The sequence below is a fragment of the Clostridium gasigenes genome (assembly GCF_900104115.1).
Classification (GTDB): Bacteria; Bacillota; Clostridia; order Clostridiales; family Clostridiaceae; genus Clostridium; species Clostridium gasigenes.
Genome location: NZ_FNJM01000017.1, coordinates 38,639 through 62,943 on the forward strand (window position 1 = coordinate 38,639; position 24,305 = coordinate 62,943).

The window sequence follows — 24,305 nt, forward strand, 5'->3', positions numbered from 1 at the left end:
TTAAATATAGACGTTTAATATAAGTATTGAAAGTAAAGAATATATAGGTTTAATAGATGAAATAGTTATAAAAGAATCTCGAATAGTTGAAAGGAGGGAGGCGAAGTTGGAAGAACGTGGTGGGTTTAAAGCGGGGGTAGTACTTAAAGGGGTAAAATAAGTAGATTGTTAAATTATAATAAAGATAGAACTATGAAGAATGGATATCTAATATGAGAGTTTAGAATAATTAAGAGTGAACCGTACCATAAATAAATGAGGCTTTTACTAAAATTGGATAATGGATTTTGAAGAAAGGTTGTATTTAGTGTTTACGCTAAGTATAACCTTTATTATATAAAAAGTTAATAATCTTTTAGTGCTTGCTAACATTTAAAGAATATTAATTGTTTTAGAGTAACTTAAAAAGAAAAATGATAAGTACTATATTATATAAAAATTGAATATATTATTATGAATTAATTAAAAGCGAGGATAAGTATGTATTTATCAAGACCAAAAATATTTTTTATTCCAGTTAATTATATAGATAAGGAGATTCTTGATATCGAAGAAATAAAAATATTACCAAATAATACTTCTAATTATGGGTTTAAGAAGCAATTAGATATAGTAAAAGATGAATTTATAAAAGTTATTAAAAGCAATATTTATAATGATTGTTGCGTATGTAAATAGATATATAATTTTAATATTAGTAGTAAATAAAATCTAATAATTAGCATATGTATATAATATGAATAATTACATGTGAGGTTTATTGTGGAAAATGAAAAAAAAATGCTGGAAAATAGCATAGATAAGGATGAAATGAAAGAAATGATGCAGATGATGTGTATCAACTCTATGGTGCAAGCAATGCAAGGTATGCAGGGGATGAAAGGCATGCACGGAATGGATAGTATGCAAGGAATGCAAGGCATGCAAGGAATGCAAGGAATGCAAGGAATGCAAGGAATGCAAGGAATGCAAGGAATGCAAGGAATGCAAGGAATGCAAGGAATGGATGGAATGGATGGTATGCAGGGAATGCAGGGAATGCAGGGAATGCAGGGAATGAAAGGTATGTGCGGAATGCAAGGAATGCAAGGAATGCAAGGAATGCAAGGTATGCAAGGTATGCAAGGTATGCAAGGCATGCAAGGCATGCAAGGAATGGATGGAATGAAAGGTATGTGCGGAATGCAAGGCATGGATGGAATGCAAGGAATGCAAGGAATGCAAGGAATGCAAGGAATGCAAGGAATGCAAGGAATGCAGGGTATGAAAGGCATGCAAGGAATGGATGGTATGCAAGGAATGCAAGGAATGAAAGGCATGCAGGGTATGCAAGGAATGCAAGGCATGAAAGGAATGTCAGAGATAGAGGAGATCAAAAAAAAGAAAAAAGATACAGAAAGATTATATTAAGGTAATACACATTACGAGGGATTCTATAAGTCCCTTGTAATAGATAAACTTAATTTATAGGGATAGATAATATTTTGAAAATTAAATATGGAGGTGAAATGATGATTAGATACAAAGATATAAATTTAAAAGATAATAATCCAGATACAACTATATCTAATATAAAAAATATATTAAATGAAATTGGAATAAATACATCTGAAAGCAATTGGTATAATTCCCTCGAAAATTACCACTCAGTGACTATAAGGATTAACAATACTAATCTAAGTACTAATGGTAAAGGAATAAGTCCATCATATGCTCTAGCAAGTGCTTATGGAGAGTTAATGGAACGACTTCAAAACCAAGCATTTTTCAAATTATCTGTTGATGTAAGTCCAAGAGCTCTTAAATATAAGGGTTTTTATTATTGTCCAGATGAAAAGAATATGTCATTAGACCAGATACTAAAATTTGATAATGAATGGTTTAAAATTCAAGACAAATTAATAAAAAAAGAGATTGATATAAAAAAATTAATGAAAAAGTGGATGCAAATAGCCTATGAAGATTTTGAAGATGATATTATATGTATTCCATATAATAATCTATATAGTAAAAGGAAATCATACATACCAATAAAGATGGTTTCTAAAATGTATATGTCTAATGGAATGTGTGCGGGTAATACAAGGGAAGAGGCTTTAGTTCAAGGGTTATCAGAAATTTTTGAAAGATATGTAAATAAAAAAATATTAATGGAAAATATTATACCACCTGATATTCCTAAAAATTATATAGCTAAGTATCCATTACTTAACAAGATGATAAATGAACTAGAAGAGTCGGGAGATTATAAAGTTATAGTTAAAGATTGTTCATTAGGAAAAGGGTACCCAGTAATAGGGGTAATAGTTATTAATAGATTAAATCAGACATATTTTGTAAAATTTGGAGCTCATCCTAAGTTTGAAATAGCTTTGCAAAGAACTCTTACAGAATTATTACAAGGGCAACATGCAAAAATGCTTAAAGGAGTTACAGAGTTTTCTTCTATTCCTAAAGTTGAGAATCTTCATAATAATATGATTGGGATATTAGTAAATGGTTCAGGAGTTTATCATAAGGAGTTATTTTCAAGTAATTATAGTTATGAATTTAATGAATTTTTAAGTGGATATAGTGATAAAAATTCAGATATGTTAAAATATCTTTTAGATATTTTAGAAAAAGAGGAATATAGTGTTTTTGTAAGAGATGTTTCATTCTTAGGATTTCCTAGTTATCATGTAATTGTTCCAGGTTTTAGTGAAGTTGAATCAATAGACGATATTGAAGCTTTAGATAGTTATATTAAATTTGTTAGCATAAAAAAATACTTAAGAAATATTAATAGTTTAAATTCTAATGAATGTAGATATTTAGTAGATACCTTAAATAGTTTAAATATAAAAAATAAATTATCAGTTCCAAAAATATTAAATTTAAATATGATAAATAACTTCAATTGGTATTACTCTGATATAGAGTTATTGAAGTGTGTTTTATGTTATAAAAATGGAGAATTTGAAAATAGCTTTAGCTATATAGATGAATTTATAAAAAAATTAAAAAATCCCACTCTAGATATTTATAATTACACATATTATAGATGTGTTAGAGACTTTATTGGTAATAAGGCATCTAATTTTAATTTAGATGAAAATATAGAATTATTAGAGAATTTTTATTCAACAGAAATAATAAATGATGTTGTTGATAATTTTCATGACAATAATAAGGTGATAGATAATTTTGAATCTATTTCCTGTTGGAATTGTAATAAATGTCTTTATTCTAATAAGTGCTTCAGCCAGGAACATGATAGAATATTTATGATTTTAAAAGATAGATATGATTTAAATAAGATGGGGTAGATATTAGGTACAGAATTTAAAAACACAATAGGTTTTTCAAGAGATGAGAATAGCATATTTCAGCATAGTGAAATACATCAACTTTATTTTGTGGAATGTGTATACCTTGATATCTTGAACTTATAGGAATGCAACCAGACCAAGTTCCAGTAGGGTATTTAAAACGTACTTCTAAAAAATAATCTTCCATAGCAGGAACTTTAAATTGTTTAAGCAAAGATATATTATTATTAACTTTTTTATTTTCGTAATCCATAGGTAATCTTCCAAATATTTATAATATAATTATACAAGCCATAATAGGATTAAGCAATTTATTACAAAATATAGTCAAAAGTATTATAAATATATATTATAATAAGGAATATATATTTTAATATAGTGGAGGTTATGTGAGATATGGAAAGAGAAAGAATTGCAATAATAGAATTTCCTCAGTGGAACGATAGAAATGCGTGTTATACAGATGAAAATTGTGATTTAGAAGAAGTTCCGAGAATGACATATAAAGATTCCGTAAAATATTTATTTGGTGTAATGAATGATGATTTTTACTATAACATTACAGATAATATATTTGAACCATCCTATGATGAAGTAATCAAATATGCTAAAGATAATAATTTTTATAATGCAACATATGAAAAATTAATTACATTAATAAATAATGAAAATACAACAATAGAATTTTATAAAAGTTTAATTTAGAGAAACTCTTACTTGTATTAAATATGCAAGTAAGAGTTTTTAAGTTAGAAGGGAGAATTTAATAATGAAAACTATGGAGAATTTAGAAATGTAGATTATGACTTAGAAGGATATGTACTTATAGCTGAAAATATTGTAGATATAGAAGTGATTAAACAAAATAGATTAAAAGATATAATAGCAGAATATACTGATTTAATATAATGCGAGGAAGAAGTTAATTATACTTTTTCCTTGTTTTTACTTTCAAGTGATTTTTCAATTGTAGTAGTAACGACACAAGAACTTTCTAAGAGCCTACTAGAGTGATTGAGGATATGTTAAAATGTCTAAAAAGATAATTAAAGAAACTAAGTACTGTAAAATTTTAAGTCAAGCAAGTGTAGTTGATGATGAATATACTTATTGCATTGAAAGAATTCATGTTAAGGCTAAGAATAGAGAAGAGATAAGATTTTCGTTATATTATAAAAAATATATGTATAATATTTGAAAGCGGATGAAAATTTGCAAATTAAATCTAACAAAAGATTAAATGAAGAATTAATAAAGGCAAGTAAGGTTTGCATAGCTGGTTTAATAGCTGTATATATCAGCAATGTATTATGGTACTCCAGGGCATCTACCATGACTATTACAGTTTTTTTGCTTTTAGTTTCATATCCAGCAGTATCCTATAAATCCTGGTGATGTAGCAGAGAAGTCGTTGATGAAGATATCAACAGATATATTATTAAATATGGAATCATTAATAAAATATAGGGGGATATTTGGAGAAACGTATAGCGATTTTAATAAACATTTACAAGCGTTAACTGCTAATCTAGTCATATTGGAAAAGGACATTAATATTATATCAGGTGGTTTTCATTTAAAGGAACATAGCAATAAATTAAAGAAATATAATCAATTGCAACAGGTAGCAATTGCAGCAGATAATTATTTAAAGATTATTTCAGAATTAAATGATGACTTTGTTAGCTTAGAGCAAATAATTTAAAAGCATTTATTGATTAAATTTTATTATTATGATAAAAGATAGCAAAAGACTTAGGATACAATTCAGCCGTAGTTTGTAGTAGTAAGAAATATTATAAAAGGAAAGCCAACGATATTAAATTATCCTTGGCTTTCTTTTATGAAATTATTAAAGTGTATCTAATTATAAAAAATAAAATATATTATAAAATTGTTGCAAACATATAACATATATTGAGAAAAATATAAAAATATGTTATAGTTATAAAAATACAATATTTTACACAATAATGTTAAATATTCACAATAATTAGTGTCTTTAAGTTTATATGTTAATACATTTAATTAAATAATAAAGAAAAATTTTAATATTTATAAAATAAAAAATAGGAGTTTATAAGTATGAGTTATATAAGTTATTTAGATTATTACATCCCAGAAACATATGTACAAGCAGAAGAAATTTTAAAAGAAGTAAATGCTGAATCTATTAATGTAAACTATTTGCTAAATCAAGGGAAGATTAAAAATATTTCCGTAGAAAATAATTTAAATGAACATGAAATGTTATTTAAATTATTGGACAAGTATAGCAGCAATAATTCAACAAATGATTTTGATGCAATTATTTTTCAAGGTGCTGATAAGAATATTTGTAATGAAATGAGCATACCGTATGTAATTATTGAAAAATATAATATGAATAAAGCAACTGTTTTTGCTTTGAATCAAGAATGTTCAGCAACAATTCAAGGTATTGAGATTGCTAACGGTCTAATTAATAGCAAGAAAGCTAATAAAATATTGGTAGCTAGTGTTTGTATGGCTAAAAATTCACAAGAGCGATATGAACCTCCTTGCATAATAGGGGATGGAGCCAGCTTAGTTGTCATTGAAAATCAAGGAGATATAAAAATTTTAGATTCTTTTTCTAAATCAGATGGTAAATGTAGTTATAACACTTATATGAATATTCCTTTTGAACGTTCTCAAAAAGAAATTTCTATAAATATTAAAAATACAATACTAACGCTTCTTGAAAACAATAATTTAACAAGTGATGATATCAAAATGATAGTGCCACAAAATGTAAATAAAGTTCTATATAAATTACATGCTAAGCTTTTGAAAGTATCTATTGAAAAATTTTTTCTAAGCAATATACCTTTTGGAGGTCATATTGGAGATGTAGATGTTATTAGAAATCTAAAAGACATTACTGATGAAAAATTATTGTTAAAAAACGATAAGGTAGTTTTATTAGCCATGGGGCTGACTGCAAATAATGAAAATTATGCATCTATATTAATTGAAAAACTTTAAGATATATTTTATTGTTTAAGGCTAGAAGTTGGCAAAGTCGACTTTTATATAAGTAAAATTATTAAAAATATTAAAGGAGGACTTATTTATGGAACAAAAAATAATTAATATTCTATCAGAAATAAAGGAGGATGAAACCTTAAAGAATTCATTGTCTTCAGATTCAAAAATAATTGATAAAGTGGGGCTTGATTCACTTCAGATGATTAATTTTATTTTGATGGTAGAAGAAGCTTTTAATATAGAGATTGACTATGAAGAATTTGACTTTGATTATTTAGAATCTATAAATTCATTTTGCAATTTTCTCAAAGCAATATAATTAAAGGAGATTATTAATGAATAAAACTATTTTAATTGGTGAGTTTAACTCAGAAAAGTATTGGCAAGAGGAAGGCTATGCAAAGCTACCAGAAATTCCAGATAAGAATAGTTATAATATTATACGTTCTATGGACGAGCTTTTATTCCCATTAGCTAAATCAAAGGATTTATTAATAACGAGATATAAGTTTAATTCGTTTTTAAAAGATTATTTGGAGAAAATAGGCTTTGACTTTTTATGTACTAACAAAAATATAGAAACCGTTGAAACTTCAAAGGATAATAGTATTTTTAAAACTATTTATGACAACTTAAATTTATTTAGTGCTAGTTTGCCATGTGATGTTACAAATATGGAACTATCACCTTATTCTATAATTGGATACTGCAAGGAGCTTGCTCATTCTTTAAATCTTCAGTTTAATGGGTGCGATTATAAAACAGTAAAGGAAGTTAATTCAAAGGTATATTCTCAAAAATTATCTGAGGCATTAAATCTTAAATATTTTGGTGAGGTTATAACTAGTCATGAAGAACTTAAATTATTAGCTAGTAACCCTAGATTTAATAGTGGATTATTAATTAAAGATCCATATGGTGTATCTGGAAAAGGAAACATGCTTTTAAACTCAAATGCACTGGTAAACAGAATTTCAAAATATCTTAAATCCCAAGAAGATAAAGGATTAAAAACACTTTTTGTAGTTGAACCATTTCTTCAAAAGGAAATTGATTTTTCTTGTGGCTTTAACATTTCAAAAGGTGGTAAATTCACAATTATTAGTGTGCAGAAAATGGTTAATTTTAATTTTTCTTATTTAGGATCAATTACGGCAGATAAAGACTTTATAGATTATTTATATAAGGAAAATTATTTTTCAACTATAGAAAATATTGCAAACAAGTTATATGATGATGGATATTTTGGAGATGTATGTATTGATTCTATGATTTTAGTTAATGGCGACATTGTTCCTATTATAGAAATAAATTGTAGGAAATCTATGGGATTTATAAACTACTATTTAGATGAATACTTAAAAAAATATGACCTTAAGGGTTCTTTATGTTCCTTAAATCTAGGATATAAAAAAGATTTAACATTTGAAAAGTTATTTGAAGCCTTAGATAATGAAGACCTTATTTTTTATCCAAGTTCCCCTACAGGTTTAATCCCAGTATCCTCAAATACTCTATTCATAAATAGAGATTTGGATATTTTACCAAAAGAAGAAAAAATCTATAAAGGAAGATTTTATATGTGCATTATATCAAGTAGTACCCAGGGGCGGGAAGAAGTATTAAATGAAGTAAGAAAAATATTAGCTGATTTATTTGTTGAGGTGTACAATTAAAGGATTTAAATAAATAATAAATTAATGTGTTACTTAAATACTAATTATAAAAAAGAGGTAAGAAATATGAAAGTTGCCGTTTTATGTTCTGGAGTAGGTCTTGGAGTTTATGTTCCAGGTCTAATAATAAATAGAGACTTAAAGAAAAATAATATTTCTTCCGAAGTGTTTATTCTTGAGAATCTCATTAAGGAAGAGAAAAAAAATAAGATACCTATGAATAAGGATGCTTATCATAAAAAATTTTCAGTAGCATTAATTGGACTTAAAATATCTAAAAATATGATGGATTCAATATGCCAAGAAAAACTGGAAAGTATTATTGATTACTGGGTTAAGGAGAAGATAAGCTATTTTATTGTTGTTTCTGGATTTTGGTTACCAATAATAGATATTTATAAAAAAAGATATTCTCAGTTAGATATACATTGCGAGTGTGTTCATATAGATGCTGATGTATCAGCTTCTTGGAAAAAAGCAAAGATAACACCGGATTATTGTCATAGTGAACTTTTATATAGTTACAATGAGCGCAAGCTCCTTAAGGATTTACTTATTTCTGATGAACACCCTATTTCATTTAAAGATAGAGAGGACAGGCTTTTGGTCCATGGAGGTGGATGGGGTTTAGGAACTTATACCAGTAAAATAGAGGAACTAAATAGAAATTCAATTAAGCTTAATATTATAGCTTATGATTATTCTGAAGTTAAATTTCATGATGAACTTAATAAATATTTTATGATTGATCCAAGTTGGTCTCCTTGGATAAGAAATAAAGATGGAGATTATATATTTCCTCCATTTTCAGAAGTTAAAAGTAATGTAACTGAGTTTAAAAGTAATAATGACTATCCAGAGGTGTTTAATTTAATTCGCACAGTTAAAGGAATTGTTAGTAAGCCAGGTGGTGCAACACTTATAGATTCTTTATCAGCTGCAACTCCTTTAATAATGCTTGAGCCCTTTGGAGAACATGAAAAGAAAAATGCAGAGTTATGGCATAGCTTAGGATTTGGTATATATTATGATGATTTCATAAATATACATTATAAAATGGACTTTTTAGAAAAACTTCATAATAATATTTTAAATCAAGTAGGAAAAAGAGAAAGTTATATTTCTTATTTAATAAGTAAAATAAATTAAAGTAAAGGGAGGTTTTTTTTATGCAACCAAGTACTAATGTAAAGTTTGATAAAAATAGTTTTAATACACTTAAAAATACACTTAAAAATATATCCCATACAAAACATAATAGAGATAATGATAAATTATTTGCTACTAGCCTTCCAGTTGAAATAGGAATTCAACTAACTAATAAATGCAATTTACGTTGTAAACACTGTTTTGAATGGAATGAGGATGGATATCTTAATAACAGAGATGATTCGACTAAATCAGGTGAATTAGATAAATCTGTATTAAACCAAATATTTCTTCAAACTAAAGAAGCTAAATCTAATATGTATCTATGGGGAGGAGAGCCTCTTTGTTATACCCATTGGGATGAAGTAGTTTCAATACTTGAGAAAGATAAACGTTGGACTGTAATATGTACAAATGGAATCCTTTTAGATAAAAAATTAGATTCCTTATTGAAAATATCAGAAAATATAGTACTTCTTATTAGTGTTGATGGATTTGAAGTGGAAAATGATGATATGCGTGGAAAAGGAACATTTAAAAAAGTAATTGATAATATAAAACTATTTGTAGATTTAAAGAAAAAAGGAATATTTAAGGGCGAAATTTCCATAAACTGTGTTATAAGTGAAGCTATGGCTGGAAAATTATATAGTTTTATGGAGTTTTTCGAAAAGCTAGGTATTAATACTGTATACTTTGGGTATCCATGGTATTTACCTGAAGAGACAGCAAGTAATATGGATATATACTTTAAAGAAAAATTTAATTGGTTAAAAACTTTAGAGGATAACTATATTCCAAGTTGGCATTCATATAAATATCATCTTAATAAAGAAGTTTTAGACATTTTAATTCCCGAAATACAAAGGTTAAATAGTAGAGTTTGGAATATACGCATTAGATTTCAACCAGCCTTAGAAATACCACAAATTGAAAAGTTTATAGCTGGAGAAGAAAGTGCAGCACAAGATAGGAATTGTTGCCTTTCAATGTCCAATCGTATGAATGTACTTCCATCTGGTGAAGTGACTGTTTGCAAAAACTTCCCAGAATTTACTGTGGGAGATTTAAATAATGAGACAGTGGAAGATCTATGGCATAATGATAGTATTAGAAAATGTAGGGAAATACTAGGTTCAAAGCTAACGCCTGTATGCTCTAAATGTATTCTTCTATATCTACACGGAGTATAAATAATGGCAACACGGATTCCTTCCATCCCATTTATATGGTGATGGAGGTTTTTTTGTTTAATCAAATGAAGAATGTGAGGTTTAAATTCGAAAAAGATAAGTTGAGGCACTAATGATTTTAAAGAATTTATAGATGAATACGATACTCCAATACACCAAGGTCATTTCGAAGAATATTATTCTGAAATGATAGGATTTATGAGAAATTTCTTATCAGCTGCATTAAAGGTAAGGAAGTTCTTATAAAACAAGCTTTAGAATTATAAAAAATGAGGAAATATTAAAATCAACTATTAAAGCATTTAAAAAAATGATATAATATAAATATAAATTTATTCGCCAAGAAAGAAGTTGACACAAGAAAAATATAATACTATAAAAATTAAATTAGAAAATATTAAGATTATTAATAATAATTAATTTTATATATACTATAGTTAGTATAAGGAGTGAAAAATGGATAAAGAGATGTTAAAAGCATTAAGTAGTTTACTTGATGAGAAGTTAGAACCAATTAAAAATCAACTTAATGAAAACACACAAATTTTAAAAGCATTAGAACATTCAGCAGAAGTAAATAAAGCAGAGCAGGATAAAAGGGGTAATGATATAGCTCATATTAAAGGTGATGTTGAATCTATTAAAAAAGATTTATTACAAGTTGAACTGGTTACATCTAATAATTGGAGTGAAATAACTAAATTAAAAGCAGTAAAATAACATAACAAAAAGGTGGTATTTCGTGTCGCATACACGAAATACCACCTTTTTTATTAATTTAATACCTATGATTGTAAATGATTATTCAAATTCTTGGGTAAAGCCTAATGTGTATAAAGATTTTGGAAAAAGTGATGTAGATAAAATTGAAAATAGTAATGTATCTAATTTATTTGAACCAAGAGGTGCTTAAAAACAGTATCAAATGAAATAAATGACTTTATAGATAATCCTAATCTTATAAATGTAGTAAGGTTGTTTAATAAATTTAAATTGGATATAATAATATGTATATGAAAAGATCTATGACACATTATAATGTACCCGATAGAGTGGACAGTTGAAGACGGGGTATTATAAATAGGAGGAATAGTATGGCTATATATTTAAATACAATAAAACCAATAGAAAATTATAAAAGACTAATAAATACTAAATATTTTGTGGATAAATATATGATAATAGAAAAAACTAATGAATTAATAAATACTACAAACAATTATTTATGTGTAACTAGACCTAGAAGATTTGGTAAATCTAGTGTTGCTGATATGTTAGGTAGTTATTATTCTAAAGCTGTGGATTCAAAAGAAGTTTTTGAAAGTTTGAAAATAAGTAAAGCTGACGGGTATGAAGAGCATTTAAATAAATACAATGTTATAAACATAAGCTTTAATACAATTCCAGATAAAAATAAAACCTATGACGATTATATAGGTTTTATCCAAAGTGGATTAGTAGATGATATAAAGAACATGTATCCTACTTTAGAAATTAAAAATTATTTTAACATAAGTAATATGTTATCTGCCACAAATGAAAAATTTATATTTATTTTTGATGAGTGGGATTACATTTTCAATAATAACCTTTATGTAGAAAATCAAAATGATTTTTTAGAGTTCTTCGCTCTGCGCACCTTTGGCGAAGAAATATGTTGAAGGATCAACCTTACGTAGCACTTTGCTATATGACAGGAGTTCTACCAATAAAAAAATATTCTAGTGGTAGTGCGCTTAATATGTTTGATGAACATACAATGCTTAATGATATGATATATGGAGATTATTTTGGATTTACAGAAGAGGAAGTGATTGATCTTTGTAATAGAGAAAATGTTCTTTCATTTAGTGAAATAAGTGAGTGGTATAATGGCTATGTTAATGAGCAAGGAGTAAGAATGTATAATCCGCGTTCAGTTGTTAAAGCATTGCAAAATAAAAAGTGTAAAAGTTACTGGACTAACACTGGTGCTATGGATGAAGTATTAGAATATCTTAAATATAATACTTTAGAAATTCGTGATGATGTTATAGAAATGGTTGCAGGTGGCGAAATTGATATAACTATAGACGAAGAGTTTAGAGCCGGGCAAGGAACCCCAAAAACTAAAGAGGAAATATATTCTGCGATGATAGTTCTTGGGTTGTTATCATATTATGATGGGTATTTAAAGATACCTAATAAAGAACTTATGAAAGAGTTTCAAAAAGCTTTAAGAGATGAATCCTTTGGGTATGTGTCAGAAATAATTGAAAACTCAAGGAAGATGTTAAAGGCTACAGTTAATGGGGATACAAAAACAGTTGTAGAAATACTTCATGATATTCACAATTCTGAAATTCCAATACTTAAGTACGGGAAGCCCGACTCATTACATTCGCTGGATAAGTTCAGAGGACCAAATCATAGATTTGGATCTTCACTTGAGAATAGTTTATCATGTGGTCTAACACTTGCCTATCTTTCAGCTCGTGACACTTATAGAGTAGAACGTGAAGAGAAGAGTGGAAAAGGGTATGTTGATTTTTCATTTCATCCAAGACGAAAAAATGATATTCCGTTTATAGTTGAGCTAAAGAAGGATCATAGCCCAGAAGTGGCAATAAAACAAATAAAAGAAAAAGAATATGCGCAAAAGTTTAAAGATGAATATAAAGATAAAAAGGTGCTGGCAGTAGGCATTTGCTACAATTCAGAGACTAAAGAACATAGTTGTATTATCGAAGAAATTTAAAGAAATGATAGAATCAAGATCATTGTGTGAGGGGTGAAAAGCATGGCTATATATTTAAATACAAATAAACCTTTAGAAAATTATAGAGAGTTATTTGATGAAAAGTATTTTGTTGATAAGTCAAAAATAATAACTTTACTTAATGATAGAATATCTACTAAGGGCAAATATGTTTGTATAACAAGACCAAGAAGGTTTGGTAAATCATCAGTTGCAGATATGCTTGGAGCATACTATTCAAAGGGTGTAGATTCAAAGGTGATGTTTGATACATTAAAAATAAGTAAAGCTAATAGCTATGAGAAACATTTAAATAAATACAATGTTATAAATATAAGTTTTAATACAATTCCAGATAAAAATAAAACCTATGACGATTATATAGGTTTAATCCAAAGTGGATTAGTAGATGATATAAAGACCATGTATCCTAATTTAGAAATTAAAAAACATTTTAACATAAGTCATATGTTATCTGCCACAAATGAAAAATTTATATTTATTTTTGATGAATGGGATTATATTTTCAATAACAACCTTTTTATTGAAAATCAAAATGAATTTTTAGAATTCTTAAGAAATATGTTAAAGGATGCGCCATATGTAGCACTTTGCTATATGACAGGGGTTCTTCCAATAAAAAAATATTCTAGTGGTAGTGCGCTTAATATGTTTGATGAATTCACTTTTTTAAGAGATAGAACATTTGGACAGTATTTTGGATTTACAGAGGATGAGGTTTCGAATTTATGTGAAAATGGAGAAATGGACTTTAAGGAACTAGAATATTGGTATAACGGATATACTACTTCAAAGGGAATTAAAGTATATAATCCAAGGTCAGTTGTAAAGGCTCTTGAAAATGATAACTGTGAAAGTTATTGGACAAATACTGGTGCTATGGATGAAGTAGCAGAGTATCTTAAATATAATACTTTAGAAATTCGTGATGATGTTATAGAAATGGTTGCAGGTGGTGAAATTGATATAACCATAAAGGAAGAGTTTAGGGCAGGGCAAGAACCCCCAAAAACTAAAAAAGAAATTTACTCTGCGATGATAGTTCTTGGGTTCTTATCATATTATGATGGATATTTAAAGATACCTAATCAAGAAATTATGTTGCAATTTGAAAAAGCTTTAGAAGATGAAGAATTTGGGTATGTGTCAGAAATAATTGAAAACTCAAGAAAGATGTTAAAGGCTACAGTTAATGGTGATACAAAAACAGTTGTAGAAATACTTCATGATATTCATAATTCTGAAATCCCAATACTTAAGTATAGTGATGAGAATAGTTTGTCTTGTGTTCTAACACTTGCCTACCTTTCAGCTCGTGACACTTATAGAGTTGAGAGAGAAGAAAAGAGTGGAAAAGGGTATGTTGATTTTTCATTTCATCCAAGACGAAAAAATGATATTCCATTTATAGTTGAGCTAAAGAAGGATAATAGTCCAGAAGTGGCAATAAAACAAATAAAAGAAAAAGAATATGCGCAAAAATTTAGAGATGAATATAAAGATAAAAAAGTGCTGGCCGTAGGGATTTGTTACAATTCTGAGACTAAAGAACATAGCTGCATCATCGAAGAAATTTAGAAAAAATAAAAGAGATTACACCAAAGGCGGGCAGTGCCAAAAAACTTTATAATAAGAGAAAAATACATGCAAAAGTTCAGTGTAATTAATAAGTTACACTGAACTTTTTATTATGCTGTGGGGGTAGAAGTTATAGTTTCTATAGTTGGAACTATCTAAAGAAATTGTAGATGAAGTTTTAAAGGATTATTCAAAATCTTGGACAAAACATAATGTGTATAAAGATTTTGAAAAAAAGTGATGTAGATAAAAGTGAAAATAGTAATATATCTAATTTATTTAAATCAGGAGGAAGTATGCTTAAAAACAGTATCAAATGAAATAAATGACTTTATAGATAATCCTAATCTTATAAAATAAATTAATGTATGATATTTACATAAATATTATGGTAAAATAATATATAGTATATAATGTATAGTGTATATAGGAATTTTAATACATAGGGAGAGATTAATATGGGATTAGCTATGATAGTTATAGGAATAGGGATTTTAGTGTTATATTTTATTATCAAATTAGCAGTTAAAGATGCTATTAAGGAAAGCAGTGTAGATTTAGAAAATAGTATGAAAGAATCAGTTAAATCAAGTCTTCTTGAATATGACTGGGCTAAAAATAATAAAGAGTAATAGTAACTATTCAGCTATAGAAATTAAATTTAGATATTGAAATGAAGAAATTACACCAAAGGCGGGTAGTGCCAAAAAAATAGAAAAAATATTAATGATAAGTTACATAATTGGATAACATTTATTAATAATAAAGGAAACTCCACTCACATTCGGTTATGGAGTAAGTTTGCCTAACCAAATATAAAATTTGTAGGCTCACGGGGAGGAGATAGATAGTATGGTAATGGGAGATAGAGATATACAAAGCGCAAGAGATATATTATCAGTGATGAGTGTCGATAAAGAAATAAAAGAACTTACAGAACTTAGGAAAAAATCATTAAGAGATGAAATATAAAGAATTAACGGGGCTAGGAAAGAAGGTATAATTATTTCAAAAAGAGATGCAATAATAGAAAACTTAAAGGAACTAGGAACGGTTTCAGATACTAATTATAGTATCAAAGGCTCCTAAGGTCATGTAAGCACCAAAGAGTAATAATATGTGAAAGTTCAGTGTAATTACAAAGTTACACTGAACTTTTTTGTCTTAATAAGTAAATGTGTAAGCTTTACATGAGTATATATGGTGAAATAATAGAAGAATGTAGCCCAAAGGTGGGCAGGGACAAAATTAATTTTATTTTAGAAAATAAGAAGTTTAATAAGAGTTTAATAGGAGTATTGAAAATAAAGAATACATAAGTGTAATAGAAGATATAACAATAAAATAAGCTGGTATATCTGAAAATGTTTATTAATTTAGTTTATTGATATATAATATATAGTATATAGATTTAAATAGGAGGTATTGGATATGGAGAATAATAATGAGACATTATATGATATATTCGTGAATTATTCATATAGTCAATTAAAGAATTTGTTTAAGAATGCAAAAACAGAAGATGAAAAAAATTTTTACATGATTCTATCTAATATTGTTTTGCAAAAAGAACAACAAAAGGTTATAGGTAAATAATTATGAGAACCTACACAATTTTTGCAGGTGTTAATGGAGCTGGAAAAACATCGATATATAAGTCTATTTATTATAATGAAAATAAATATGAAAAAAGAATAAATACTGATGAAATGGTAGCTATAATTGGGTAATGGCAAGATAATAATATTCAAATAAAGTGTGCAAGAGAAGCCGTAAAATTTATGAAATATTATATTAAAAATGGAATATCCTTTAATCAAGAGACTACATTATCAGGTAGAAGTATAATAAGAAATATAAAACTAGCAAAGGAAAATGGATTTTATATTGTAATGAATTATATAGGCGTAGAAAATCCAGAAATTGCAAAGACTAGAGTTAGAGTAAGGGTGAAAAAAGGTGGTCATGGAATACCTGATGATACTATTGAAAGACGGTATTATGAGTCATTGAAGAATTTAAATCAAGTTATAGGAATATGTGATGAGATAAATATATATGATAATACAGATATGTTTAGAGAAATAATTGATTTTAAAAATGGTAACATTATTTAGAAGGATAAAAATATACCAAGCTGGGCTAATAATATCATATAAGGCCTAAGCTAAAAGTATTGGTTAAAGCAACTTTATATAATAAGTTATAATCAATTGCTAATAATAAAGGTTCAGTGTAATTACAAAGTTACACTGAACTTTTTTTGCGTTTAATAAATTAATATGTAAGCTTTACATTAATTTTTATGGTGAAATAAGAGAAGATTGTACGCCAAAGGTTGGCAGGGCCAAAAAAGAATTTATTTTAAGATATAGGGGTTTAGTATGAGTATAAAGAGCAAAGAATATATAGGTTTAATAGAAGAAATAGTTATAAAAGAATATATATTATAGTATCATTTTTAATGGAATCTGGAGGACCTATGATTTTAAATGATTTAGAAGAAGCTTTAGATAGGGGAGCTCATATAAGAATTTTAACTGGGAACTACTTAAATATTACCTAGCCTCAGGCTTTGTATTTATTAAAAGATAAACTAAAGGATCGGATTGATCTTAGGTTTTATAACGCTCCGAATAAATTGCAAAAGGATGATTTTTATATATTAAATTTAGTAGTATTATATAAAAGGATAAATGTATAATGTAAACAATGAATAGAAGGGCAGTTTAATTATAAAATTTACTATAAAAAGTAAATTTTATAATCATTATGAAAAAACAGGGAAACTATATAACGTTTACAATCAATTGATAAAAGAATACTATATAAGTATAAACAATAACAAATATGGAGGGGTTTTATATGGTTATTAACGGAGGTTTTTTTAACACTATAATTCAAAATATGGATAATGGGAAAGATCTTGAAAGTTATTGTAAATATGAAAAACTAAATTTAATTGAGATTAGAAGAAAAGCTAATGAAGATTTAAAAAGCAGAAAAATTGGTTTGTTGAAAAGAGGTAGTATGTTAATAAGTAAATTATTACATTAAATATATATAAGAAAACAATATAGCATTCAACATTTTTTAGAGAATTGGTAAAACTACTTTAAAAAACAAATAATAAAATATCTAAAAACTGAAAGGGGTGCGTGAAAAACGCTTCCATAAAAAGGATATCCAGTGTAGTAATTAAAGGTTCTTACTCAACTTTGGGTAAGTAACTCTACTTTAATAAAGGCGAATGTATTAATATAATGCATTCGTCTTTATTAATTGAGTTATCTAACTTTGAAATACCCATAGTTGAGTAAGAACCTAATTAAATTACACTGGATATTTTTATTTTACTTAGACAAGATATAAGTTTTAATTTAATTATTATGTTAAAATATAGGTAAATGTGTGTAATAATATTTGATGCATGTATAAATAAAGAAAAATGAATTCTTGTGGAAACGATTGGAGCTAATTATGGATATTGGGTTTAAAAATGAAAGTGTATATTCAATAAAAGGGACAGAGTTATTAGAGGGTATATGTATTAAAGAAGATAATATAGTTGAAAAGGAAATTGCATTAGATAGCATGTATACTTCTAATGCTATAACTGGGGGAATTGATTTTTTATATTATAGATTAAAGGAAAGTTTTAAAAATGCTAAAAGAATTGATATTATAGTATCATTTTTAATGGAATCTGGAGTTAAGATGATTTTAAATGATTTGGAGGAAGCTTTAGATAGGGGAGTTAGTATAAGAATTTTAACTGGGAACTATTTAAATATTACTCAGCCTCAGGCTTTATATTTATTAAAAGATAAACTAAAGGATAGGGTTGATCTTAGGTTTTATAATATTAAGAATAAATCTTTTCATCCTAAGTCTTATATGTTTCATGGTGATGTAGATAGTGAAATATATATAGGATCTTCAAACATATCAAGGGGAGCTTTAACATCTTCAATAGAATGGAATTATAGGTTTACTAAATCTCAGCATAATAATGATTTTAATGTATTTTATAATAACTTTGAAGATTTGTTTAATAATCATTCCTTAGAAATTACAGATGAAGTTTTAAAGGATTATTCAAAATCTTGGACTAAACCTAATGTATATAAAGATTTTGAAAAAAGTGATGTAGAAGAAATTGAAGAAAGTAATGTATCCAATTTATTTGAGCCAAGAGGTGCTCAAATAGAAGCCTTATATGCACTTAAACAATGTAGAGAAGAAGGTTATGATAAAGGGCTTGTAGTTGCAGCAACAGGTATAGGGAAAACTTATTTAGCAGCTTTTGATTCTATTAAATATGAAAGAGTTTTGTTTATTGCTCATAGAGAAGAAATAATTAAACAAGCAGCAATATCCTTTAAAAATGTTAGAAACTCTGATGATATAGGATACTTCTATGGAAACAATAAAGATACAGATAATAAATGTATCTTTGCACTGGTTCAAACATTGGGAAAAGAAGAATATTTAAACTGTAAATATTTCCCAAGAAATTATTTTGATTACATAGTAGTAGATGAATTTCATCATGCAGTTTCAGGTAACTATAAAAACATAATGGAATATTTCAAGCCAAAGTTTTTACTTGGGTTAACAGCTACACCTGAAAGATTAGATTCTAAAGATGTATTCTCTTTGTGTGATTATAATAATGTTTATGAAGTAAGACTTAAAGATGCAATAAATAAAGGGTATCTTGTGCCTTTTAGATATTATGGAATTTATGATGAAACAGTTAGCTATGAAGATATAGAATTTAAAAATGGAAAGTACAATGATAAAGAATTAGAAGAAGCTTTAATGTTAAGTAAAAGAGGAAATCTAATTTTAAATAATTATTTGAAATATAACTCAAAAACAGCTATGGGATTTTGCACATCAAGAAAGCATGCAGAATATATGGCTAAATACTTTAGTGAAAAAGGAATAGAATCAGTAGCAGTATATAGTGGAGAAACTGGTGAATATTCAGAAGAAAGAAAAGTTGCATTAGCAAAATTATCCTCAGGAGAAATAAAAGTAGTTTTCTCTGTAGATATGTTTAATGAAGGGGTAGATATACCAAGCATAGATATGGTTATGTCTTTAAGACCTACACAATCACCAACAGTATTTTTGCAGCAGCTAGGAAGAGGCCTTAGGAAATATAAGGATAAAGCTTACTTAAATGTATTAGATTTTATAGGGAATTATAAAAAAGCAAACTTAATACCATTTTTATTAAGTGGAAAAGACTATAACAAAGGAGAATCAAAAAACAATAAACAAGGGGATTATGATTATCCAGAAGAATGTGTTATAGATTTTGACTTTAGAATAGTAGATATATTTAAAGCTCAAGCAGAAAAAGAAATGAAAATAAAAGATAAAATACTAGAAGAATATAAAACAATAAAAGAAGATCTAGGACATAGACCTTCAAGAGTAGAATTCTTCACAAATATAGATAATGAAATATACGAAAACATAAAATCAAACAGCAAATTAAATCCATTAACAAACTATATGGAATTCTTATATGAAAATGAAGAGTTAAATAAAGAAGAAAAAGAACTATACAACACAAGAGGCAGAGAATTTATAAACATGATAGAAACAACAAGTATGAGCAAAACATATAAAATGCCAGTGTTATTATCATTTTATAATAATGGAAACTTGAAAATGGAAGTAGATGAAGAAGATATATACAACAACTTCAAAGAATTCTACGAAAAAGGGTCTAATGGAGTAGATATGCTGCAACATAAAGGAACAAAAGACTTCAAAAACTGGGGAAAGAAAGAATACTTAAAACTAGCAAAAGAAAACCCGGTGAAGTTTTTAATACAAACACATGGGGAGTTCTTTAGGAAGAAAGATGGCTCTGTGATAGCATTGCAAGAAGATTTAAAAGATTGTTTAGATAAGGGGGAGTTTAGATGGCACTTTAGAGATGCTGTGGAATTAAGGATTATGGTTTATTATAAGACTAGGTTTGAAGATAAAAATAAAAGCAATTAAGGAGAGATACAAATGAAAGTATATAACAAATTAGTAAGAGATAAAATACCAGCAATAATAAAAGCTGATGGGAAAACCTGCGAAGTAGAAATAGCATCAAAAGAAGAAATGACTAAGTTATTGGAAGATAAGTTGATGGAAGAGGTAAATGAATATTTGGAAGATAAAAATTTAGAAGAATTGGCAGATGTAATGGAAGTGCTGTTTGGGCTTGCATGTAATCTTGGATATACGGAAGAGGAATTGGTTAAAAAGAGACTGGAGAAGTTGGAAGAACGTGGTGGGTTTAAAGATGGGGTTATATTAAAAATAGTAAAGTAAATATATAAAGCGAAGAAGGTTAGTGAAATATGGAATTATTATATTTGCATATAAATAAATTCAACAATTTTATTATAAATCAAGATGTAACATTTACAAATAATTTCAATATTTCTTTTAATGATGGTATTTTAAAAGTTGAATCATGTAAGAATAATATAAAAAACTTGTACAAGCAAAATATAAAGAATATAACTGTATTTAATGGTAAAAATGGAACGGGGAAGACGACTGTACTCGATATTTTGGGGATGAATAGAGATGATAGATTAAAACAATCTTTTGATAGTGATAATAATAGTATCTTAGATGAATACTTTATTCTTTATCATATATCTGATAACATATTTGGGTTAGAATCAACTGGAGAAATTATGTTTGATGGTATAATAAAAAATTGCATTGTCAAAACTGAAAGTAAAAATTACAATAAATCTAAGATAGCTATAGGGGTTATATTCGAATATGATGGAAAGATATTTAAGGATTTAGGGGAATACTTTTTTTCTTCTGATGGTAAAAGTTGTATATCGGAATATATACAGGTAATTTATTGTAATGATTTAAATTCATATAATAAAAGAATCAACTATAGTAATAAAGCAATATATGAAAAAGATGATAATTATTTAGCGAAGAGATTATATTTTGCAAATGGTAACTGGTCTTATTATTATAAAGCCTGCAAAACTATAGAAGAATTTGATATTGAATTTACAAATAAAAAAGTAGAGTTAATAATTAAATATAATATTGATTATAGATCTAGCTTTATTTGGGATGATAACTTAAAAGAATATGAAAGTAAGATAAAAGAGATAGAAAAATTATTACCAATTTATAAAAGAAAAGTTATGCTAGTAAAGGATAATTCTATTACTGAATGTAAAAGTGTACAAAATAATAAATATAAATTTATATTAGATTTATATTCAAGATACATTTTGAATTTCTTTATAAATGGTATAGTAAATGAAAAAAATATGAAAATAACTAGGGAAAATGATAGTGCTGAATTTTCGGTTGATACTATTATTAAGTGGTTAGAATGTTATGATTTTACTAGCTTAAATGGTTTTTTAGGAGACTGTTATGATAATTATTTTGAGTTAGAAGTTTTGAGAAAAATTATTACTAGATTAAATCCTAAAAACAAAGTTGAAAATTTCGATGAATGCTTGAAGACGTTAAAAGTGATAGGTAGATATGTTAATTCAAGATATTCACTTAGACAGAATAATGATAAAAATGCATATTTAGAGTCAATGGATGAAATGATTGCTTATTTACAAGATATTAACTCTAAGTACTTTTATTCTAAAGAGATAAGAATACCATTTAGAAAAGACAAAGTACAGTCGACTAATATAGATCAAGAAAATATATTAGCATTTCTTAATAGATATTGGTTTTACTTTACAAATCAAGACGATATTGAAAATAATGTTCAGGATGTATTTAAAATTGAGTTTGCTAATTTATCTGAGGGAGAAATGCAGATTATAAAAATAATCTCAAAGGTAATGTATGCAAAGGAAAAGGCTTATGATGAAGGTCTAGTTATATTATTACTAGATGAACCTGATAGATCATTACATCCAGAATGGTGCAGAAAATTTGTTGACACATTAGTGAATGTTCTTGAACAATCAGATTATGATGTTCAAGTTGTTATAACTACACATTCACCGTATATAGTTTCAGATATTTTTCCTGAAAATGTATTTAGATTTAGATTTGATAAAGACAATAATCTGAAGATAGAAAAATTATCTAATATAGATAAAGCATGCAGTTTTGGTGCTAATATTTATGACCTGCTGAAAAACAACTTCTTTTTAGAGAATACTATAGGGGAATTTGCAACAAAAAAGATTAGAGGAATTATAGGGGAAATAGATGAATTATCTAAAGAAAAATTTCATGATGAGAAAGATGATATAGAATATTTTATTAATAATATTGGTGAACCTATAATAAAGAAGGCTATTTTAGATAGATATAATAAAAAAATAAAGAAATTTAAAAAGTTAAAATTAAATAATTATAGTTGTAATGAAATACTTGAATCCATATCTAATGAAGAAGAGAGAATGAGAGTTAAAAAAATATTAGAAGAAAGGATGAAATTTCTTGATTAGCATAAAAATATCTACTTATCAGGAGTCAAAGTTAAAAGAAATATTTGAAAAATGGTTTCTAAAGAATAGTAGGAATCTTAAAGAGTTTAAATCAAATATAAGTAAAGATGAAAATTTAAGGAAAATAATATTTTTTAATCCTGAAGAAGATTATTATTGTCTAATAGAAGATATAAATAATGAATGTGATATAGATGGAAAAAGGGGATTATGTAAAAAATATCTAGAAAGATTTTTTTATGCTAAGTTTGATAATGAAGAAGTCAGGAGATTATATGTAAGAGATGATTTGAAGGTAACTAAAGAAACTAGAAAATATTTTTTTAGAAAATATAAAAATTTAAGAGCATCACAGGGATTTAAGTTAGCTAGAAATTTAAATGTTAGCGTATGCCCATATTGTAACAGAAATTATTTGGAATTATATAGTTATAAGGATAAAGGGAATAATATTAAACAAATATTTAAAGGGGAATTAGATCATTTCTTTAATAAATCTAAGTATCCATATTTAGCTATTTCACTATTTAATATTATACCATGCTGTAAAATTTGTAATCATGAAAAATTAGATGATGAAAGAGAAGTTATGTACCCATATAGTGAAAATCTAGAGGAAAATTATAAATTTGAATTATCAATGTTAAGTAGAGAAGATAAATTGGATAAAGTTTTTCATGAAGAAGTACAAAATATAGAAAGTAAAATTAATGATATAACATATATTACGGGTGTTTCAGATAATTTTAAAATTTATATCAAAGCGTTAGATAATGAAAATTGGGATGGTATTAATAATTCAAATAATATTTTTAGGTTAGAGCAGAAATATAATAGTTCTAAAAGCTACGTCAAGGAATTGTTAAAAAAGAAAATGATATATTCAGATGACTATTTGCAAGAGATGAGTGAAGTTTTTAAAGATCTCTTTGATTCACCAGAAGAAATAAAGCAACTTGTCTTTGCAAATGAATTTGATAATAGTGGACATAATGTAAGACCATTATCTAAATTAACTTATGATATATTGAAACAATTAGATGAGCGGTAAAAGATTGTGCATATATGTGAAAAATTAGAGGTTGAGAAAACTCACTATGATCATGTAGACACCACTGAGGATAGGGACAAGCTTATTCTAA

General features: G+C 26.8%; 25 protein-coding genes and 2 pseudogenes. 26 read left to right on the forward strand and 1 reads right to left on the reverse strand.

Going from position 1 to position 24,305, the window contains the following annotated elements; all coding sequences use genetic code 11:
- Window positions 1–480 precede the first annotated feature (480 nt).
- From BLS77_RS17355 to BLS77_RS17365, 3 genes are all read left to right on the forward strand, one after another.
- The gene (locus BLS77_RS17355) at window positions 481–678 is read left to right on the forward strand and encodes a hypothetical protein (protein WP_089972805.1); all 198 of its coding nucleotides are present in this window, start codon (window positions 481–483) and stop codon (window positions 676–678) included.
- A gap of 84 nt (window positions 679–762) precedes the next feature.
- Window positions 763–1,410, forward strand: a complete 648-nt coding sequence (locus BLS77_RS17360) for a hypothetical protein (RefSeq protein ID WP_089972808.1) — start codon at window positions 763–765, stop codon at window positions 1,408–1,410.
- A 101-nt stretch (window positions 1,411–1,511) separates the two neighbouring features.
- Window positions 1,512–3,308, forward strand: coding sequence for a YcaO-like family protein (locus tag BLS77_RS17365; protein ID WP_175490902.1), 1,797 nt, complete (start codon window positions 1,512–1,514; stop codon window positions 3,306–3,308).
- 16 nt (window positions 3,309–3,324) lie between these two features.
- On the opposite strand, the gene BLS77_RS17370 is transcribed toward BLS77_RS17365, so the two are convergent.
- Window positions 3,325–3,564: a hypothetical protein gene (locus tag BLS77_RS17370; protein WP_089972816.1), complete on the reverse strand. Its 240-nt coding sequence runs from the start codon at window positions 3,562–3,564 to the stop codon at window positions 3,325–3,327.
- 143 nt (window positions 3,565–3,707) lie between these two features.
- Between BLS77_RS17370 and BLS77_RS17375 the strand changes: the two genes are divergently transcribed.
- From BLS77_RS17375 to BLS77_RS17455, 23 genes and pseudogenes are all read left to right on the forward strand, one after another.
- On the forward strand, window positions 3,708–4,016 hold the full coding sequence (locus BLS77_RS17375; RefSeq protein WP_089972820.1) for a hypothetical protein: 309 nt from the start codon (window positions 3,708–3,710) through the stop codon (window positions 4,014–4,016).
- 325 nt (window positions 4,017–4,341) lie between these two features.
- A complete protein-coding gene (locus BLS77_RS20065) occupies window positions 4,342–4,509 on the forward strand; it encodes a hypothetical protein (RefSeq protein ID WP_175490903.1) in 168 nt (55 codons plus the stop codon).
- A gap of 14 nt (window positions 4,510–4,523) precedes the next feature.
- Window positions 4,524–4,706 (forward strand): hypothetical protein, encoded by a 183-nt coding sequence (locus tag BLS77_RS19575; RefSeq protein ID WP_139164871.1) that lies wholly within the window; start codon window positions 4,524–4,526, stop codon window positions 4,704–4,706.
- Between the two features lie 19 nt (window positions 4,707–4,725).
- The gene (locus BLS77_RS17380; protein WP_089972823.1) at window positions 4,726–5,016 is read left to right on the forward strand and encodes a hypothetical protein; all 291 of its coding nucleotides are present in this window, start codon (window positions 4,726–4,728) and stop codon (window positions 5,014–5,016) included.
- A gap of 380 nt (window positions 5,017–5,396) precedes the next feature.
- A complete protein-coding gene (locus BLS77_RS17385; RefSeq protein ID WP_089972826.1) occupies window positions 5,397–6,317 on the forward strand; it encodes a 3-oxoacyl-[acyl-carrier-protein] synthase III C-terminal domain-containing protein in 921 nt (306 codons plus the stop codon).
- Window positions 6,318–6,405: 88 nt separating this feature from the next.
- Entirely contained in the window at window positions 6,406–6,639 is a 234-nt protein-coding gene (locus BLS77_RS17390) for an acyl carrier protein (protein WP_089972830.1), read from the forward strand.
- Between the two features lie 16 nt (window positions 6,640–6,655).
- Window positions 6,656–7,996 (forward strand): hypothetical protein, encoded by a 1,341-nt coding sequence (locus BLS77_RS17395; protein WP_089972834.1) that lies wholly within the window; start codon window positions 6,656–6,658, stop codon window positions 7,994–7,996.
- A 66-nt stretch (window positions 7,997–8,062) separates the two neighbouring features.
- Entirely contained in the window at window positions 8,063–9,145 is a 1,083-nt protein-coding gene (locus BLS77_RS17400; protein ID WP_089972837.1) for a hypothetical protein, read from the forward strand.
- Window positions 9,146–9,165: 20 nt separating this feature from the next.
- Window positions 9,166–10,338 (forward strand): radical SAM protein, encoded by a 1,173-nt coding sequence (locus tag BLS77_RS17405; protein ID WP_089972840.1) that lies wholly within the window; start codon window positions 9,166–9,168, stop codon window positions 10,336–10,338.
- 456 nt (window positions 10,339–10,794) lie between these two features.
- A complete protein-coding gene (locus tag BLS77_RS17410) occupies window positions 10,795–11,058 on the forward strand; it encodes a hypothetical protein (protein WP_089972843.1) in 264 nt (87 codons plus the stop codon).
- A 22-nt stretch (window positions 11,059–11,080) separates the two neighbouring features.
- Window positions 11,081–11,251, forward strand: a complete 171-nt coding sequence (locus tag BLS77_RS20070; protein WP_175490904.1) for a hypothetical protein — start codon at window positions 11,081–11,083, stop codon at window positions 11,249–11,251.
- A 181-nt stretch (window positions 11,252–11,432) separates the two neighbouring features.
- Window positions 11,433–13,075, forward strand: a pseudogene (locus BLS77_RS17415) (AAA family ATPase).
- A gap of 42 nt (window positions 13,076–13,117) precedes the next feature.
- Window positions 13,118–14,674 (forward strand): AAA family ATPase, encoded by a 1,557-nt coding sequence (locus BLS77_RS17420; RefSeq protein WP_089972846.1) that lies wholly within the window; start codon window positions 13,118–13,120, stop codon window positions 14,672–14,674.
- Between the two features lie 458 nt (window positions 14,675–15,132).
- Window positions 15,133–15,306 (forward strand): hypothetical protein, encoded by a 174-nt coding sequence (locus BLS77_RS20075; RefSeq protein ID WP_175490905.1) that lies wholly within the window; start codon window positions 15,133–15,135, stop codon window positions 15,304–15,306.
- A 799-nt stretch (window positions 15,307–16,105) separates the two neighbouring features.
- A complete protein-coding gene (locus BLS77_RS20080) occupies window positions 16,106–16,270 on the forward strand; it encodes a hypothetical protein (protein WP_089972849.1) in 165 nt (54 codons plus the stop codon).
- A gap of 2 nt (window positions 16,271–16,272) precedes the next feature.
- Window positions 16,273–16,404: a hypothetical protein gene (locus BLS77_RS20615; protein WP_278336678.1), complete on the forward strand. Its 132-nt coding sequence runs from the start codon at window positions 16,273–16,275 to the stop codon at window positions 16,402–16,404.
- A 15-nt stretch (window positions 16,405–16,419) separates the two neighbouring features.
- Window positions 16,420–16,791 (forward strand): ATPase, encoded by a 372-nt coding sequence (locus BLS77_RS17430; RefSeq protein WP_242874015.1) that lies wholly within the window; start codon window positions 16,420–16,422, stop codon window positions 16,789–16,791.
- A 320-nt stretch (window positions 16,792–17,111) separates the two neighbouring features.
- Window positions 17,112–17,315, forward strand: a pseudogene (locus BLS77_RS20820) (phospholipase D-like domain-containing protein); the annotation flags it as partial.
- Window positions 17,316–17,539: 224 nt separating this feature from the next.
- A complete protein-coding gene (locus BLS77_RS17435; RefSeq protein WP_089972852.1) occupies window positions 17,540–17,731 on the forward strand; it encodes a hypothetical protein in 192 nt (63 codons plus the stop codon).
- A 423-nt stretch (window positions 17,732–18,154) separates the two neighbouring features.
- Window positions 18,155–20,701, forward strand: a complete 2,547-nt coding sequence (locus BLS77_RS17440; protein ID WP_089972855.1) for a DEAD/DEAH box helicase family protein — start codon at window positions 18,155–18,157, stop codon at window positions 20,699–20,701.
- Window positions 20,702–20,713: 12 nt separating this feature from the next.
- On the forward strand, window positions 20,714–21,022 hold the full coding sequence (locus BLS77_RS17445; RefSeq protein WP_089972859.1) for a nucleoside triphosphate pyrophosphohydrolase: 309 nt from the start codon (window positions 20,714–20,716) through the stop codon (window positions 21,020–21,022).
- A 29-nt stretch (window positions 21,023–21,051) separates the two neighbouring features.
- Window positions 21,052–23,163 carry an AAA family ATPase gene (locus BLS77_RS17450; protein WP_089972862.1) on the forward strand — a complete coding sequence of 704 codons (2,112 nt, stop codon included), beginning with the start codon at window positions 21,052–21,054 and terminating at the stop codon, window positions 23,161–23,163.
- A complete protein-coding gene (locus BLS77_RS17455; protein ID WP_089972868.1) occupies window positions 23,156–24,214 on the forward strand; it encodes a hypothetical protein in 1,059 nt (352 codons plus the stop codon). The genes BLS77_RS17450 and BLS77_RS17455 overlap by 8 nt, the downstream gene beginning before the upstream one ends.
- Window positions 24,215–24,305 lie beyond the last annotated feature (91 nt).